The sequence below is a fragment of the Dietzia sp. NPDC055343 genome (assembly GCF_053645265.1).
In genome coordinates, this window is the sequence record NZ_JBSHMJ010000029.1 from 1 (window position 1) to 15555 (window position 15555).

The window sequence follows — 15555 nt, forward strand, 5'->3', positions numbered from 1 at the left end:
CCGGCTAGTGCCCCGAATCCCTTACCCGAAGTCCGCTGACCAGCAGCGATGAATGCCGCTGGCCCCGAAACCCCATCAAGAGGTCCAACTCAGGTCTGGGTTGGACTGGCGAAACCCGACTGGAGACCTCCAGCCGCTGCCGCCGACGTGGTCGACGAAGGTGTCGCCGAAGATCGTGATCGTGTACCCGTGGTTGGTGATCGCCGGGAACCCGAGATCGGTTGCTGAGGCGCCCCAACGCCCAGTTTCGTTCGGGCCTGTCAGCTCTTTGACCAGTCGTGCCATCGTCATGCCTCCTGTGTCGAGAAGTCGCCTTGGCGACGAAGTGAGCAACGTCAGTTTGCGTCGTTCACATCCACCGTGCCATGCGGGTACGACACGAAACTGAACGATTAGTTCACGAAGGAGGTGAATCTCGTTAGAGTCCGGGGATCATGCCCGGGTACAGGAAGACGTTGGACGCTGGAGTAGACGATCCAAGGCCCAGAATGGGGCGCAGCTTGTGTGGGTTCCCGGCTTGGTCGGCCTGCCAGCAGTTGTCGTACCCGCGGAACCCGGTACACACGATCTTCGTGGTCGTGCCAAACGGCGAGATGATTCTCGGCAGGCCGATGAAGGGATTGTAGAACTCCAGACGGTCAGGGGTGAGCGCAAAGCTGGTCACGTCGACTGGCCGGACGGGAGATCCCTGCCCGGGATCAACGGGCCAGGCGTCCTGAGCGTTCGCTTGTCCCACACCGACAAGCATTGATGCAGTGGCCAATGTGACGGCGGCGAGCGTGGCAAGGGTGCGGCGCATAATCAATTCCTTGCTGGGAGGGACGGTCTCAACCCGGTTATCGTCGCAGAAGTCGTATGCGTTAACAACGGAGCAAGCTGGCGTTCTCAGGCGCTCAGCGCTACTGGGAACTTGAGGGTGCACCCATCCAGGTGAACCGGTGACCGGTCGGATGGCCAGTTGCACCGCCTCAGGCCTGAAAGCGTAGGTGCCACTCGATGGCGTCGCCCACCACCAGAGTCGTGACGTGGCCGTCCTCGGCCACGAACCGGACGCTGACTCGGGAAAGTGGAGCATCGGACATGCGCCGAGCGTAGCCGCGCCAACGTGCACTTCTCGAAGAGAGCCGTGCCCCCAACATCTCCACCGGCGGGCGTCTCCTCTCTCTCCCCCGCCCCCGATTCCTAAGAACTGCGTAGGCCGTCCCAGTTCCTTGGTTGTGGGACGGCGTCAATCGACCCGCTGTTTCAGGTTGTGAGTCGAAACGCACTACACATCGTGCTTGTTCACGAAGACCAGGTGCGCCGCCGAGAATGAAGGTCAGGGTTGATGACGCGGGCCGCTTGAATCAGTGCGATGGCCAGTAGTCCGTAGATCCACACCGAGTACGACCACGGGCTGTGGGTAACCACGCTGACGCGGGGGTCGTCTCTGGTCCAGTAGGTGCAGCGAACCCCGGCGGGGAGCAGTTCGTACCCGTGGGACCAGTGGAGGTTGGTATGGAATGTGCTGGTCTGTTCCTGCGGGGGAAGCCGTTCGGGAGGAAAGCCGTCCGGCACGTGACCGTCACGAAGGGCGCAGGTATAGCCGGGGTAGTCGTTGTAGTCGTCACTGCCGGCGAAGCCGAGGAACGCGATCGCTCCGCAGATCGATAACACTGCCGAGACCGCGGCCGCGGTTCGTCTGGCGCCTTGCCCGGTCGCCTTGAAGGAAACCCAGACGATGAATGCCCAGAGCGCGAGCGACAGGGCTACCGGGGGCAACAGCGGAATCAGGAATGCCTCCACGGGTGCCTCCTGGACGTCGTCACGCAGTGCGTGGGCGGGACAGGGACAAGGGCGTCAGCTCTTGATGGCTACCGATGAGCCCGCTCATCTCGAGACCTCTCGATTGCAGCGCCATGCGACACATTTCTGCCACAACTGTCTGGCAGCCCGGTGTAGAGCTGCAGTGCCTACCGCGAGCGGGGATCGCGGTAGGCACCGTCGCTACGACTGCGGGAGGTCGCGGACCAGCGGGACCACTTCCCACTGGGTTTCGCTTCGCACCCCCTCGACCAGATCCGGCCTTGTCGAGTAGACCTCAATCCATCCTGTCTCGGGTTGGACCTCGACGAACAGTGTCTCGTCGTCGGACCACAGGAAGGACGGTTCGGGATAGAGCGACGGGTCCGTGAGATCAGTGGGCGAGGCCGCCACCAGCTGGTAGTCGTAGTCGCTGCCGTAAGAACTGTCGTCCACGATATTGATGATGCGCGTGTCCTCGGAGTCTCCGATTGGATCACCCCACACCGTCCAGATCGCCGCCTTCCACTGCTGGACAGACGCGGTGCGAGAAAAGCGCTGCGCGATCTCGATGGCAGGACGCGCACTGCACCCAACCAGACGGTCCACATCCGTCGCCAAGTCCGGGGAGGTGGCGCTGTCGATCATCGCCGTCAAGCCGCGACGGGGCGGATACTGCGCACCCACCCGCTCAGCAACCTCACGCCATGAACACCACCCGGCCTCGTCACGGCCCGCACGGAGCGTGATCGGACACAGGATCCGCACCCCGTGCGAAAAGAGTTCTCGAACCGCGCTCACGGTCCGGGCCTCGAGCAACGCTGCGATGCGCCCCTCGACTCCGCATGGCACCCATCCAGTCACGCCGACAGTCCCCCTCCGGGCGACCGTGCGCCAGTGAGCGCCGATCCGTACTTACGCAGGACAACCGGCGTCGCGATGCTCACCGCGAGGCCGCCCGCCTGGCGTCGACTGCCCGGTAGAGCGCCCAGATGATCAGCCCCACGACGGGCAGGAGGAACGCCACCATGAACCATAGGAACGTCTCGGGCCACGGCGCTGCACGGCGCCGTTCAGCGACGACGATCGCGACCGGGATCAGCAACCACACCAGGCCGGCGAGGAGCCATACGACGTCAAAGGCCAGCGGAATCACTGCATCCGCACTGCTTGCGGCGAAAGTAGTCATGTCGAGTCAGAGCCCCGTGATGCAGTAGTCGCGTTCAATACCAGCTGTCACTATCCCCCACTCACTGCCGCGAACCCGCTCCTGATGCCTGCGGAACGAAGCGGCGTCGTCGAAGACCTCCTCGACGCGCCACACCAGACGATCCTCGGTCCGGGTCACCGAGAACGACCTGCAGCCCTGCTCAGCTCGCGTCAACTCAACATGACATGGCAAGTGGGTGTCGACAAGAGCGGCTTCGCGTTCGTCGCGACACACCCATCGACCCTTCAGATGAACTTCGGTCACAAGTCCAGTATCGGCTGCCCCTCAAGCAGCACGCCCTTGAACAGCGCAACGGGCCGACCATCTGCGGTTACTGTGCGCGGTGCTGGAGGGCGCGATACAGGGTGGAGCGGCCTACTCCGAAATCTCGAGCGATCGCTGACGGCCCCTCCCCCGCCTCGATGCGGGCCCGGGCCTTGTCGACCTGCTCGTCAGTCAGGACGCGTTTGCGTCCCTTGTACTTGCCTTTCGCCTTGGCGATGGCGATGCCTTCGGCTTGGCGTTCTCGGATGATGGCCCGCTCGAACTCGGCGAACGCCCCGAGTAGCGAGAGCATCAGATCGGCGCGAGGATCCTGGACATCAGCAGCGTAGGTGGCCCGTTCGTGGACGAACTCCACACTCGCGCCCTTCGCGGTGACCTCGCCGACGATCTGCTTGAGATCAACCAGCGAACGAGCGAGACGGTCCATCGACGCAACAACCAGCTCGTCACCATCTCGCAGGTATCCGATGCACTCTTCGAGCTCTACCCGATCGGCACGCGAGCGGGCGGACTGTTTCTCGATATAGACCCGGTCGCACTCCCCCACCGCCTCGAGCTGACGCGCCTCGTTCTGATCCGCGGCCGACACCCGCACGTACGCCACCCGCTGCCCGCGAGGACGCGAGGCTCGGCGAGCCGACTTCGAATCCGGCTGTGGCTTCGGCTGGGGCTTCGGCTGGGGCTTACGCTCGATGATGTTCTCCGAGTCCGTCGACTCCACCCGAAAGTTCCAACCCAACTCGTCCCGGCGACGGAACCGAGTCCGCACGCTCCCGCGGCTGACGATGAGCACCTCCTCGCCACCATCACCCGAACGGTTCAGCAACGTCCCGATCCGATCAGCCATCGGAAGACCCTTTCGTCCGGAATCTGTATCAATAGATCCTGGACCCGACGGGCAGACGTTTCATAAAAGCCAAAACGGACCCTGTGACACAGCAGCGATGGTCGGCGGCATATCGTCCCTCACGGGTGTACCCCAGATGGACAGCCTGCTCTCCCTGTAAGGCTGCGGGCAGCTCGGGCCAGGGATTCTGTAGGGAACACCGCCCTATCGGGGCGCTAGGGGTCATGGCGGGGCCGTCAGGAGGGCCCGCCGGGGATGCCTCGACCACGATGACGGCGAACCTCGACGCCGCGAACGAGCGGGCCGAGCGGATCATCGCCGCGACAGCGAAGGTTGAGGCGCGCCAGCTCTGGAGCGCCGCCGCCGCGATGCTCCTCGCGCTCGTGCCGCTCGCGATGCTGGTCGCGGGCGTCTGGATGGCCGCAGCGGGCCTCATCACGGGTGCTCAGTGGGCGCTGGACGTGGACGGGAGCGTGTGGCTCGGCATCGGGCGGTGGCTCGTAGTCGGCGCTGGCCTCGCCGGGGCCGGCTACGCCCTCTTCGCCTCCGCCCGCTGGGTCGTCGGCCTCGCGGAGACGTGGAAGGGCCGCGGGATGCCGTCATGGCCCCGCTGGCGGAGGTGACCCCAGCTCCCGAGGGCAAGCGCGCGGAGCGCGTGCGGCAGAACTCCCCAGAGTGACAATAGGTCAGCCACTACTGTATAGTTCAGTGCATGCTGACTATTGCTTCTCGCCTCGACGTCATGAACCGGCTGGGCCGGGCCATGGCGGACCCGACGCGCTCCCGGATCCTGATGACCCTGCTGGACGGGCCGAGCTACCCGGCCGTGCTCTCGCGCGAGCTGGAGCTGACGCGCTCGAACGTGTCGAACCACCTGACGTGCCTGCGCGACTGCGGGATCGTGGTCGCCGAGCCCGAGGGTCGGCAGACGCGCTACGAGATCGCCGACCCGCACCTCGCGGCGGCGCTCACGGCGCTGGTGGACGTGACGCTGGCCGTGGACGAGCACGCGCCGTGCGTGGACGCCGAGTGCACTGTGCCGGGCTGCTGCGGGACGGGAGCGGGCGCGTGAGCGCGGCGTGCGGCTGCGACGAGCCGGAGACCCGGGTCGGCGAGGAGGCCGAGGAGGAGCGGGAGCGTCCGTGGTGGCGTGACCGCGGGATCATGGTCCCGGTGCTCTCCGGCGTCGCCTTCGGCACGGGCCTGGTCCTGGAATGGACAGGGGCAGAGGTCCCGGCGCTGGTGGCGTTCTGGATCGGCCTGCTGCTGGGCGCGTCGACGTTCACGCCCGGCGCGATCCGCAAGCTGTTCAAGGGCAAGCTGGGCATCGGCCTGCTGATGACGATCAGCGCGGTCGGCGCGGTGATTCTCGGCTACGTCGAGGAGGCCGCCGCCTTGGCGTTCCTGTACTCCATCGCCGAAGCGCTGGAGGACAAGGCCATGGACCGCGCCCGCGGCGGGCTGAGGGCTCTCCTCAAGCTCGTCCCGGAGACCGCGACCATCCGGCGGGACGGCGCGCCCGCGGAGGTCGCCGCGAAGGACCTCCAGGTCGGGCTGCTCATGCTGGTGCGCCCCGGTGAGCGGATCGCGACCGACGGCATCGTCCGCACGGGCCGGTCGAGCCTGGACACCTCCGCGATCACCGGCGAGTCGATCCCGGTCGAGGTCGAGCCCGGCGACGCGGTGTCGGCCGGGGCGATCAACACCGCCGGTGCCCTGGAGGTCGAGACGACCGCGGCGGGCACGGACAACTCGCTGACCACGATCGTGGAGCTGGTCGAGCAGGCGCAGGCCGAGAAGGGCGACCGCGCCCGCCTGGCCGACCGCATCGCCCGGCCGCTCGTGCCTGGCGTGCTGATCCTCGCCGCTCTTGTCGCGGTCATCGGCTCGCTGCTGGGCGACCCCGAGCTGTGGATCACCCGCGCCCTCGTGGTGCTCGTCGCCGCGTCGCCGTGCGCGCTGGCGATCTCGGTCCCGCTGACCGTCGTCGCCGCGATCGGCTCGGCGAGCAGATTCGGCGTGATCATCAAGTCCGGCGCGGTCTTCGAACGGTTCGGCGTGATCCGCCACGTCGCCGTCGACAAGACCGGCACCCTCACCCGCAACGAGCCCGCCGTCACCGCCGTGCTCACCACGGACGGCGTGGACGAGGCGCAGGCGTTGGCGTGGGCGGCGTCGCTGGAGCAGCACAGCACCCACCCGCTGGCCGCCGCGATCACCGCCGCCTCGCCCGGAGCTCCCGCCGCCCTGGAGGTCACCGAGCAGGCCGGGCACGGCATCGAAGGCACCCTCGACGGGGCCCGGGTCACCGTCGGCAGCCCTCGCTGGCTGGACGCGGGGACGCTTAAGGACCAGGTCGCGGGACTGGAGGAGCAGGGCATGACCGTCGTGATCGTGCACCGCGACGGGGTCCCGGTCGCCGCGATCGGGGTCCGTGACGAGCTGCGCCCCGAGGTTCCCGAGGTCGTGCGCACCCTCGCGGCCCAGGGCGTCGGGGTGACCATGCTCACCGGCGACAACGCCCGCACCGCCCGCGCGCTGGCCGCGCAGGCAGGGATCGAAAACGTGCGCGCGGAGCTGCGTCCCGAGGACAAGGCCGCCGCCATCAGCGAGCTGAGCAGGCACGGCTCGGTCGCGATGATCGGCGACGGCATCAACGACGCCCCCGCCCTGGCCGCCGCGGACATCGGCATCGCCATGGGCGCGACCGGCTCCGACGCCGCGATCGAGTCCGCCGACGTCGCCTTCACCGGCCACGACCTGCGACTCCTCCCGCGCGCGTTCGACCACGCCCGCCGCGGCAGGCACATCATCAACCAGAACATCATCCTGTCCCTGCTGATCATTACCGCGCTGCTGCCGCTGGCCCTGTTCGGCGTACTCGGCCTCGCAGCGGTGGTGCTCGTGCACGAGATCGCCGAGGTGATAGTGATCCTCAACGGGCTCCGCGCCGCCAGGACGAGGAAGTAGGAGGGATCATCGAGTGCTATAACTCCGACATGTGCTATGGCGATCCGGTAGGCGCCGCGGGCGCCCCAGTCGGGTTCGCCGAGGCCGGCGACGACGCGGTGCCAGCGCAGCAGCTCGAGGAAGTGCGCCTCGCCTGTCTGGTCGGCCGCGTGTCGGATTCGGTCCACCAGCTCGTCCACGCCGGCACCGTAGCCGGGGCCTCCGACACCGGTTGTCAGTGCAGGTCGCGGGCGGCGATGAGACCGGAGATGAAGTCGGCGGCCCTGTCTGCTTCGGCGTCGGTGAGGTCGTATGCGATCCCCGCAACGAGAGTGCGGGAGGGGCCGAGCGGTTGAAGGCCGAGACTCACTCGAGTGGTGGCCGACAGGGCTGCGCGGTCGGCGATGTACGCAGCGGTGCAACCCAGAGCATCGGCGATGGCTGCGAACTGCTCGCGGTTCATTGTCGGAGGGTGAGCCGGACGGCCTCGGGCGGCGGGGACCTGGCCCCGTTCACAAATGCTCATGTGGCTCCCGCTTACGCCGACGGCGAGCGCCAGCCTGAGCTGCGTCAGCCCGGCTTCCAGACGAACGGTGCGGATGGCCCGCCCCAGTGACCTCGCCTCAGTTGGCGTCATTGCCCCTCCCCCTCCGTGTCGGGTCGGATCTCAGCTACGACCGACCAGTGCCCGTCCTCCTGGGCGGCCGACACCACGGACGCCTCGGCCCCGTCGAGGAATCCGAGGTTTTGCAGGCGACGGTCGAGGTCGATGTGAGCGTGCAACTCACTCGGCCCGGTCCCGATGAGGTACATGGTCGCCATCGTGCCCGGTGCTACGACTGTGCGGGCACCGCTCCTGCCGGGTACGCAGATCTGCAAGCACCCAACAGTTCTAAAATAGTCACATAACGCTACTCGCGGCGGCTGGCACGATCGAAGAACGAGCGGGGACGGTCATGCTGTCCCGTCTCATCGCCTCCGCAACCAGCACCGACGCGGACGCCTCCACCTTCTCCGAGGTGGCCCGGGTGTTTGGTATCGACTGGATACCGGCCGCACGGCTGCCAGAGGGTCTCGACTAGGGGAAGCTCCGGTCAAGCCACAACCTTGCGACCTGACCGTGGGCCCTACTCCAGCCCAGGCACCAGGCCTCGCAGATCGATGATGTCGATGTGGGCAGCGGGCCCGGCGCGGAACTCCGCAACGGACATCGTCGAATCCTCTCCGTACTTATCGGCGAACCGCTGGCGGAGCCGTACTGATGAGCGGCCGAGCATCCAGGCTACTGTGGAAGTGGAACTAACCAGGAACCGATTGGGCAGCTCGCCAACGATGTAGAGCTGCGCCCGGCGGCCGGAGTCATCCAGAGACAGATGAACCAGGTCTGCGACGACGCCTCGCTTGCGCATCGTGTCGGCACCTTTCCACTGGGCGACCTTGAACTCGGCGATGCGCCGATCGGTCTCCAGGTCGTACGGCCTGGTGGGGTCATTGCCGGCACCCAGGGAGGGCCGGTTCACAACCCGTTCGTCGGGCTCGAGGATGTGCGGCAGCGCCAGGGCGATGGTCGTCGCGTGGACGACGTCGTTGAGACGTCCAACTTTCGACCGGACCAGAAGGGTGGCGTCCAGCAACTCCTGGGTGAACCCGTGTTGGGCGGCGACTGCGCCGGCATCATCGGCCGTGGTCCGCACAAGCTCCGACTCGGCCTGCGCCAACTGGGTCGTCAGATTGGCGGTTCCCAGGAACTCCGACAACCATGAACGCTGTCGCAATGTCGTTCGCGGTGCGCGGGGACTCAGCCGTCATGCGCAAATCATGACACCCGACCACGTTGCGAGGGCGGCGGGGTCTTGTCGTTGTCGCTCCTCACCCACCCGCGATCCGGCGCGGCCACCGCCTATTCGCCTCAGCCCCCGAACCACGCCCGGCCGAGCTCCGCGTAGCGGCCAGCGGCCCGCTGGAGCTCCTCGTGCGTGCCGGCCTCCACGATCCGCCCGCGCTCCATCACCAGGACGCGGTCCGCGGTGACCGCCTGGCTCAGCCGGTGCGCCACCACCAGCCCGGCGCGCCCCTTCAAGACTGCAGCGGCCGCGGTGTCGAGCCGCCGGGCCCCGGCGGAGCCGGCTTCGGCAGTGGCCTCGTCGAGGATCACCACGTCCGGGTCGGCCAGCTCCACGCGGGCCAGGGCGATCATCTGGGCCTGCATCGGATCGAGCGGATGCCCGCCCTCGCCCACCACGGTGTCGATCCCGTCGGGCAGGTCGTCCACCCAGTCGGCGCCGACTGTCCGCAGGGCTGCGCGCACGTCGTCGTCGCCGGCCTCGGGGCGGGGCGCCCGCACGTTCTCGGCCACGGTCGTGGCAAAGGTGTGCACCTCCTGCGAGACCATCGTGATGTGCTCGCGCAGCGCGACCGGGTCGACATCGGCGATCGGCACCCCGCCCAGGCTGACGGCGCCGCGGGACGGCACCACCGACCCCGCGGCGACCAGAGCGAGCGTGCTCTTGCCGGCGCCGGTGGAGCCGACCACGGCCACCACCTCGCCGGGAGCGAGCGAGAAGTCGATGTCCACCAGCGCGGGGATGTCCCCGCCATAGGAATGCGAGACTCCGGACAGTTCCAGCGGGCCGGGCTTCGGAACGGCGGTCCGCTCGGGCACCGGCATGGTGATCACCCCGACCATCCGCACCAGCGAGGCGCCGGCGGACTGGACCTGATCGGCCATCCCCACCAGCGCACCGATCGGGTTGAACAGCCGGTGGAACAGCAGCGCGGCGGTGGTCACGGCGCCGGCGGTGATCATGCCCGCATCCACGAGGAAGAACCCCACGACCAGTAGCAACGCCAGCACCGTCGCCTCGGCGCGGTTGTTCCGACTGAAGGCCCGGGTGACGAAGTAGAACACCCGGATCGACAGGTCACGGGCCAGCCCCGAGGCGGCGGTGATCCGTTCGAGCTCGGAGTCCTGAGCGTCGTAGGCGTGCAGGGTCCGCGAGCCGGAGATCCCGCCGAGGAGACGGCTGGCCCGCGTGCCGAACGCGGCCCGCTCCTCCGCGTAGATCGGACCGGATCGCGGCAGGTACCAGCGCAGCGTCGTCCAGTACATGGGCAGCGCCACCAACCCCACCAGCCCGAGCCGCCAGTCCACGGCGACAAGCCCCACGCCGGAGACCACCACCGTGAACAGCGACTGCACCACCAGCGGGATCACCGTGGTGGCGGCCTGGCTGATCTCGCGCGCGTCCTCCGCCACGCGGGAGACCAGGTCGCCGGTCTCGGTGCGCTCCATCTGCGCCGCCCCGAGTCGCAGCGACCGGTCCATCACCATCTCGCGCAGCCGGGCCACCGTCGGCTCGGTCAGCCGCGCGAGCCAGGTCTGTCCGGCCCACGTACACAGCGCGCCAACGACGCCGGCCGCCGCGATCGCCCCGGAGCCCACCAGCACCACGACGCCGTCCCCGGCGTCGGGAAGGACGTCGACCAGCCAGCCGATCACCCACGGCGCCACCAAACCTGCGACCGAGCCGACCAGCCCGGCCAGGCCCACGAGCAGAAGGAAACCGCGGCGTTCCCGCAGCAGCGGCCAGAGCACGGCCAGTGATTCGCGCGCGGTGGCCAGGGGCAGCGCCTCGGCGGCGGCCGGGGTCTCCTGTACAGATGTAGTGGTCATCGATCGACCGCCGTCCGGTAGGTTTTCGAGCTGGCGCGCAGCCCGGCGTGGGTGCCCGATCGCGGCTCACCGTGGGCGGGCAGGTGAACCACCCTGTCGGCCGTCGCGAGGAGAGGGGGCGACGACGACACGATCAACGTGGCCTGCCCCGACCGGCGTGTCCGCATCTCCCGCACGGCCTGCGCGATCTCCCACTCGGTCACGGCATCCACCGCACTGGTCGGCTCGTGCAGCACCAGCACGTCCGGGTCCGCGTGCAGGGCCCGGGCCAGCGCGATCCGCTGCCGCTGACCACCCGACAGATTGCGCCCACCCTCCTGCACTACATGGTCCAGCCCGTCCGGCAAATGCTCCACGATCTCGGCGACCGCGGACGCGTGCACGACGTCGTCGTCGACCTCTACCCCGTCGTCGGCCCCGACCTTCCCATGCCGCAGGGCGATGTTGGACCGGATCGTCCCCACGAACAGATCAACGCGGTGCGGCGCCACCACCAGGTGGCCCGCCAGCTCCGGTACCAGGGCGCTGCGGCGGTGCCCGCCGACCAGGACCGCGTCGGTGTGGTCGCCGTGGCCGGCGATCGCCAGGGTCACCGCGTCGGCGGCGGCCGGTTGCTCGGCCACCAGGGCCATCACCTCGCCGCGCGCCACCTCCAGGTCCAGCGCGCGGCCGTCGGGCAGCGGGAGGTCACGCAGTTCCAGGCGGGATCCCTCGGGAACTTCGGTACCCGACTCGTCGACCGGCGCCGACCCCCGCAGGTCCACAAGGCGCTGCGCGGCGCCGTGGGAGCGCGCGAACACGCTGACCATCATGGTGATCATCCGCACCGGCTCCTCGAAGAACACCGCCACGCCCACCACCGAGACAAGCGTGCCGATCTCCATCTCGCCGGCCACGACGCGGTACCCGGCGGCCACCAGGACCATCACCAGCACCGCGGCCATACCGAGCGACCCGATCCCCGCGACCCGCCCCGACCGCTCCGCGGTGACGATGCCGGCCTCGGCCGCGCCCTGCGAGGCCACGCGGTACTGCTCGGCCGCCCAGCGCTCGCCGCCGCCGGCCTTGAGGACGCGCAGCCCGGTCATGATGTCGGTCGCGCGGCTGCTCGCCTCGCCGATCGCGGCCTGCTGCGCGGTGCTGTGGCGCGAGATCGCCCGGCTCGGCAACGCGACCAGCACCAGGCTCAGCGGCACCCCGACCACCACGATCAGCCCCACGATCAGATCGGTCCACAGCAGGTAGACCGAGATCCCCACGATGCTGATCACCGCCGACCCGCCCAGCGCGACCTGCCGGAAGATCAGCGCGGCCACGTCGGCGTCGGCCGAACACACCGACAGCACCCCGCCCGATCTCGCCCCCTCCATCGCGCGGCGCCGGGCCAGCGGGACGCGCGTGGCCTCGACGCGCAGGTCGTGGGCCTCCTCGTTCAACGCCCGGTTGCTCATCCGCGCGCCGAAGCGGTAACTGAAGCTGAGCACCGTGAACAGCACGACGAGCCCCACCACAGACCACAGCATCGCCCGCCGGTCGAGTGGGATGATCGCGGCGTCGACGATCCAGCCGATCGCGATCGGCACCAGCGCCTCGGACAGCTGCCACAGGGTCATGAGGAGCAGGCCGGGGACCACGAGGCGCCAGCGCCGGGAGATCGCACGCCACAGGAGCCCGTTCGCCGTGGCGGGCGCGGGCGCGGTGTCGTGCGCCGTCGCCTCGCGCGTCACTGTGGGTACCGCCATGTGTGTCAGCTCCCGCCGCCGGTGGTGTCGGCGACCGGGCGTCGCCGCCCCAGTAGGTTAGTGTGACCTAATCTCGCGGCGCCATACCGGGCTTGCCACAGCGCACCCTGGGGATCATCGGGGACGGCGAATCGGCGACGTCACGCGGACCGTCGGGACCGGTGCTCGGGCGCTCAGCGGGGCTGTCGACCGAGAAAGGCGATGAGTCGCTCACCGGTGGTGGCGTCGGCCGGGGCGGGGACCTCCGGGCCGCAGACCCCGTCCATCCGCAGCGCGTCGCCGTTGGAGCGCGCGACCTCCAGATAGTGGGCGGCATCGGCGTCGTCCAGGGCCTCGTGTTCGGTCGCGCCGGCGGCGCGGGCGATGTCCCAGCGGTGCACGAGGAGGTCCGTGCCGTAGAAGCGGTCGATCACCTCGGCGATGGTGGTCGGCCCGAAGTAGCCCTCGAACTGCGTCTCGCCACGCCCGTCGTCCAGGACCTCCTGGGTGAGCGTGCGCACGGACTCCCAGTCGGCACGCAGATCGCCGGTCGCGGGATCGAGCTCGACGTGGCGGCCCAGGAAGTCGCGGTTCGTGTCCACGACGTGCCGCAGCACATCCCGCACGTCCCAGCCCGCGCACGGCGTGGGCGCGGACCACGCGTCATCAGGGACATCGTCGAGCATCTCGGAGAACTGGCGGGAGAGGCGTCGGTAGCGCTCACTGGTTGTGTCGTTCATGGCCTCATCGAAGCACCGAACCGCCGTCCGCTCTTGTACGGATCGGACATGTCCGGAAACGTCGAGAAGTACTCGGACAGCAGCGCGGCCGGGGCCCTCCCCGAGATCCGGCGGCACTCGCGGCCGAGGTGGGCCTGGTCGACGTAGCCCGAGTCCGCCGCCAGCCCGGCGAGCGTCGGCCGTTCCTCTGTGGCCGCCAGCGCGAGGAACCGCTGCAGCCGGAGCAGGCGCGCCAGGGTGGACGGTGCGTAGCCGAACAGGCGCAGGCATCGCCGGTGCAGGGTCCGGGGGTGGGTGGACAGGGCCGCCGCCAACTCGGTGACGTCGTCGTGGGGCGCAGCGGCCAGTCGGGCGAGAATCGCCTCGGCGAACGGATCGGGGCGCTCTGCGGCGTACCGGTCGGACACGAGGCCGCACAGCGCGTTTCGCCTCGAGCCGAGGTCGCCCGCGGCGGCGATCCGCCCGGACCAGCCCGCCGCGGTCTCCTCGCCGAGAATCTCCGCGGCCTCCACGCGCACCTCGCGGTAGCGCGACAGATCGAGTCCGAACAGGGCAGCCGGAACGCCCGGGCGGAAGCGGATGCCGACCGCGGTGGTTCCCGGCGGCAGTTCGAACGACCACGCCGTGGTCTCCGGGCCGCAGAACAGCAGTCGCCCCGACGACAGCCACAGCAGGTCGCAGCACGCGTCGGGGACCAGCAGGTGACGCCCGACGGGGGCGGCCGTCCACGCGCACAACAGCAGGTGCCCGCACTCGTCGGGGGGTTCGACCGGGACGTACCAGCTGGTGCGCAGCATGAGAGCCATCGTAGGCGGGCGCGCCCCGGGAGCCTGAGGGTTACGGCGCTGTGGTCCCCACCGAATACGCCGCGGCCGCGTCCCGCACCTGCATGACGTACTCCTGCGAGGCGTTGTAGGCCAGGATCGCCCGCTGCCAGTTCTCGGCCACCGAGAGGTCGCCCCCGTTCTCGCACAGCAGGCGGGCGGCGGCGATCGCGGCGTCGTCGATCTGGTTGGGGTCGGCCCGCCCGTCTCCGTTGGCGTCGCGCCCGTACTTGCGCCACGACTCGGGGATGAACTGCATCGGGCCCACGGCGCGGTCGTGTTCGGTGTCGCCGTCCCACTCGCCACCGTCGGTGTCGGCGATCTCGGCGAATCCCGGGGAGCCGTCGAGCTTGATGCCGATGATCGGCGGGAGCGCGTAGCCGTCGTCGTTCAGGGACGCCCCGCGATACCGACCGTGACGGGTCTCCACATGCCCGATCCCCGCCAGCGTCGTCCAGGCGAGGTTGCACTCGGGCCGGGTCTGGCGCATCGTCTCGGCGGCGTTGCCGTAGGCGGCGAGCGCGGCGAGCGGAATGTTCATCTGCATGTTGATGCCCTCGGCCCACGGCCGCAGCTGGTCGGAGGTGCGGCCGGGCGCGTGGATGTCCACGGCCGGCACGGGCGCGCCGGCGCCGGGCGGGATCCCTGGCGGGATGGGCGTGGGCGCCTCGCGTGTGGGGCCGTAGGAGCACGACGACGACAACACCGCCAGCACCAGCAGTCCCGCAGTCGCTGTGGTGGCGCGGTGAGCGCGAGTGAATCGAGTGGACATCGCAGGCCAGTCTGCCCGAGCCCGGTCCGGCCGTGCCTCGGGGTCTTCCCGGATCCCCGGCGGGCCGGGCGTGATCTCGGCCTCACCGTCCTGTCGCCTCACCGCACCGCTACACCGCACCGCCCATCCGCGGCCGGGAACTCAGCGCGACCGCGCCCCGAACCCGCCGGCCAGCGCGCTGAACTCGTCGAGCAGGGCGTCCCGACTGATCGGCGGCTGGTCCAGCACCCAGCGCACGGCCACGTTCTCCACGGCCATGACGATCACCCACGCGCGGGCAGCCGGGTCGACCGAGGTCGCGCCCGCGGCGGCGAGGTACACCGCCAGCAGTTCGCGGACCCGCTGCTCGAGCGCGTGCTGCGCGGCCCGGTGACGCACGGCCGGCAGCTCCTCCCACACGATCCGCAGCAGTCCGGCGTCGGCCTCGATCGCGGTGAGCAGCGCGTCGGCGATCGCCCGGACGGTCCCCGGGTTCCGCACGTCGACGGGACCGGAAGCCGCGAGAGAAGCCGCGACCCGGTCGGAGATCTCCGCCGACCAGCGGTTCATCACCTCGGTGACCAGCGCCGACTTGTCCGGGAAGTACTGGTACAGCGAGCCCGGACTGACCGCGGCCTCGTCCGCGACGCGGTTGGTGGTGAACGACTCGTAGCCGTCGCGCACGAGCACGACGCGAGCCGCCTCCACGATCCGCTCGACCATCGCGCGGGATCGCGCCTGCTGGGGAACCCTTCTCATGAACGCGAATTGTA

At 69.3% G+C, this 15555-nt stretch carries 20 protein-coding genes; 4 read left to right on the forward strand and 16 right to left on the reverse strand.

Annotated features, from left to right (window positions below):
• Positions 1-75 precede the first annotated feature (75 nt).
• From ACWIE7_RS13630 to ACWIE7_RS13660, 7 genes are all read right to left on the reverse strand, one after another.
• Complete coding sequence (locus tag ACWIE7_RS13630) at positions 76-285, reverse strand: DUF4185 domain-containing protein (RefSeq protein WP_454069495.1); 210 nt, start codon at positions 283-285, stop codon at positions 76-78.
• A gap of 133 nt (positions 286-418) precedes the next feature.
• Positions 419-799, reverse strand: a complete 381-nt coding sequence (locus ACWIE7_RS13635) for a hypothetical protein (protein WP_017838560.1) — start codon at positions 797-799, stop codon at positions 419-421.
• 485 nt (positions 800-1284) lie between these two features.
• Positions 1285-1785 (reverse strand): hypothetical protein, encoded by a 501-nt coding sequence (locus ACWIE7_RS13640; protein ID WP_061230140.1) that lies wholly within the window; start codon positions 1783-1785, stop codon positions 1285-1287.
• Between the two features lie 201 nt (positions 1786-1986).
• The gene (locus tag ACWIE7_RS13645; RefSeq protein WP_454069496.1) at positions 1987-2439 is read right to left on the reverse strand and encodes a hypothetical protein; all 453 of its coding nucleotides are present in this window, start codon (positions 2437-2439) and stop codon (positions 1987-1989) included.
• A gap of 286 nt (positions 2440-2725) precedes the next feature.
• A complete protein-coding gene (locus ACWIE7_RS13650) occupies positions 2726-2971 on the reverse strand; it encodes a hypothetical protein (RefSeq protein ID WP_156482653.1) in 246 nt (81 codons plus the stop codon).
• A 6-nt stretch (positions 2972-2977) separates the two neighbouring features.
• Positions 2978-3256 (reverse strand): putative quinol monooxygenase, encoded by a 279-nt coding sequence (locus ACWIE7_RS13655; protein WP_454069497.1) that lies wholly within the window; start codon positions 3254-3256, stop codon positions 2978-2980.
• Positions 3257-3323: 67 nt separating this feature from the next.
• Positions 3324-4124, reverse strand: a complete 801-nt coding sequence (locus ACWIE7_RS13660; RefSeq protein WP_454069498.1) for a recombinase family protein — start codon at positions 4122-4124, stop codon at positions 3324-3326.
• Positions 4125-4393: 269 nt separating this feature from the next.
• Between ACWIE7_RS13660 and ACWIE7_RS13665 the strand changes: the two genes are divergently transcribed.
• The 3 genes from ACWIE7_RS13665 to ACWIE7_RS13675 all read left to right on the forward strand — a co-directional run bounded on the left by ACWIE7_RS13665 (position 4394) and on the right by ACWIE7_RS13675 (position 7094).
• Complete coding sequence (locus ACWIE7_RS13665; protein ID WP_017838553.1) at positions 4394-4747, forward strand: hypothetical protein; 354 nt, start codon at positions 4394-4396, stop codon at positions 4745-4747.
• An 89-nt stretch (positions 4748-4836) separates the two neighbouring features.
• The gene (gene cmtR / locus ACWIE7_RS13670; protein ID WP_007633539.1) at positions 4837-5196 is read left to right on the forward strand and encodes a Cd(II)/Pb(II)-sensing metalloregulatory transcriptional regulator CmtR; all 360 of its coding nucleotides are present in this window, start codon (positions 4837-4839) and stop codon (positions 5194-5196) included.
• Complete coding sequence (locus tag ACWIE7_RS13675) at positions 5193-7094, forward strand: heavy metal translocating P-type ATPase (RefSeq protein WP_031265396.1); 1902 nt, start codon at positions 5193-5195, stop codon at positions 7092-7094. Before cmtR ends, ACWIE7_RS13675 begins: the two co-directional genes overlap by 4 nt.
• A gap of 214 nt (positions 7095-7308) precedes the next feature.
• Here the strand turns inward: ACWIE7_RS13675 and ACWIE7_RS13680 are convergent, their stop codons facing one another.
• On the reverse strand, positions 7309-7710 hold the full coding sequence (locus ACWIE7_RS13680; RefSeq protein ID WP_007633541.1) for a helix-turn-helix domain-containing protein: 402 nt from the start codon (positions 7708-7710) through the stop codon (positions 7309-7311).
• Positions 7707-7895, reverse strand: a complete 189-nt coding sequence (locus ACWIE7_RS13685; RefSeq protein WP_096907152.1) for a hypothetical protein — start codon at positions 7893-7895, stop codon at positions 7707-7709. The genes ACWIE7_RS13680 and ACWIE7_RS13685 overlap by 4 nt, the downstream gene beginning before the upstream one ends.
• Before the next feature lie 134 nt (positions 7896-8029).
• On the opposite strand from ACWIE7_RS13685, the gene ACWIE7_RS13690 reads away from it, so the two are divergent.
• Entirely contained in the window at positions 8030-8155 is a 126-nt protein-coding gene (locus ACWIE7_RS13690; protein ID WP_452100614.1) for a hypothetical protein, read from the forward strand.
• A gap of 45 nt (positions 8156-8200) precedes the next feature.
• Here ACWIE7_RS13690 and ACWIE7_RS13695 read toward each other — a convergent pair whose 3' ends face one another.
• The 7 genes from ACWIE7_RS13695 to ACWIE7_RS13725 all read right to left on the reverse strand — a co-directional run bounded on the left by ACWIE7_RS13695 (position 8201) and on the right by ACWIE7_RS13725 (position 15541).
• Complete coding sequence (locus ACWIE7_RS13695) at positions 8201-8830, reverse strand: hypothetical protein (RefSeq protein ID WP_454069499.1); 630 nt, start codon at positions 8828-8830, stop codon at positions 8201-8203.
• 152 nt (positions 8831-8982) lie between these two features.
• The gene (locus ACWIE7_RS13700; RefSeq protein WP_454069500.1) at positions 8983-10746 is read right to left on the reverse strand and encodes an ABC transporter ATP-binding protein; all 1764 of its coding nucleotides are present in this window, start codon (positions 10744-10746) and stop codon (positions 8983-8985) included.
• A complete protein-coding gene (locus ACWIE7_RS13705) occupies positions 10743-12488 on the reverse strand; it encodes an ABC transporter transmembrane domain-containing protein (protein WP_454069503.1) in 1746 nt (581 codons plus the stop codon). Before ACWIE7_RS13705 ends, ACWIE7_RS13700 begins: the two co-directional genes overlap by 4 nt.
• A 173-nt stretch (positions 12489-12661) precedes the next feature.
• Positions 12662-13207, reverse strand: coding sequence for a TIGR03086 family metal-binding protein (locus ACWIE7_RS13710; RefSeq protein ID WP_454069505.1), 546 nt, complete (start codon positions 13205-13207; stop codon positions 12662-12664).
• Entirely contained in the window at positions 13204-14004 is an 801-nt protein-coding gene (locus ACWIE7_RS13715; RefSeq protein ID WP_452100620.1) for a helix-turn-helix domain-containing protein, read from the reverse strand. Before ACWIE7_RS13715 ends, ACWIE7_RS13710 begins: the two co-directional genes overlap by 4 nt.
• A 40-nt stretch (positions 14005-14044) precedes the next feature.
• Positions 14045-14803, reverse strand: a complete 759-nt coding sequence (locus ACWIE7_RS13720) for a lytic transglycosylase domain-containing protein (RefSeq protein ID WP_452100621.1) — start codon at positions 14801-14803, stop codon at positions 14045-14047.
• A 141-nt stretch (positions 14804-14944) separates the two neighbouring features.
• Entirely contained in the window at positions 14945-15541 is a 597-nt protein-coding gene (locus ACWIE7_RS13725) for a TetR/AcrR family transcriptional regulator (RefSeq protein ID WP_454069507.1), read from the reverse strand.
• Between the last annotated feature and the right edge of the window lie 14 nt (positions 15542-15555).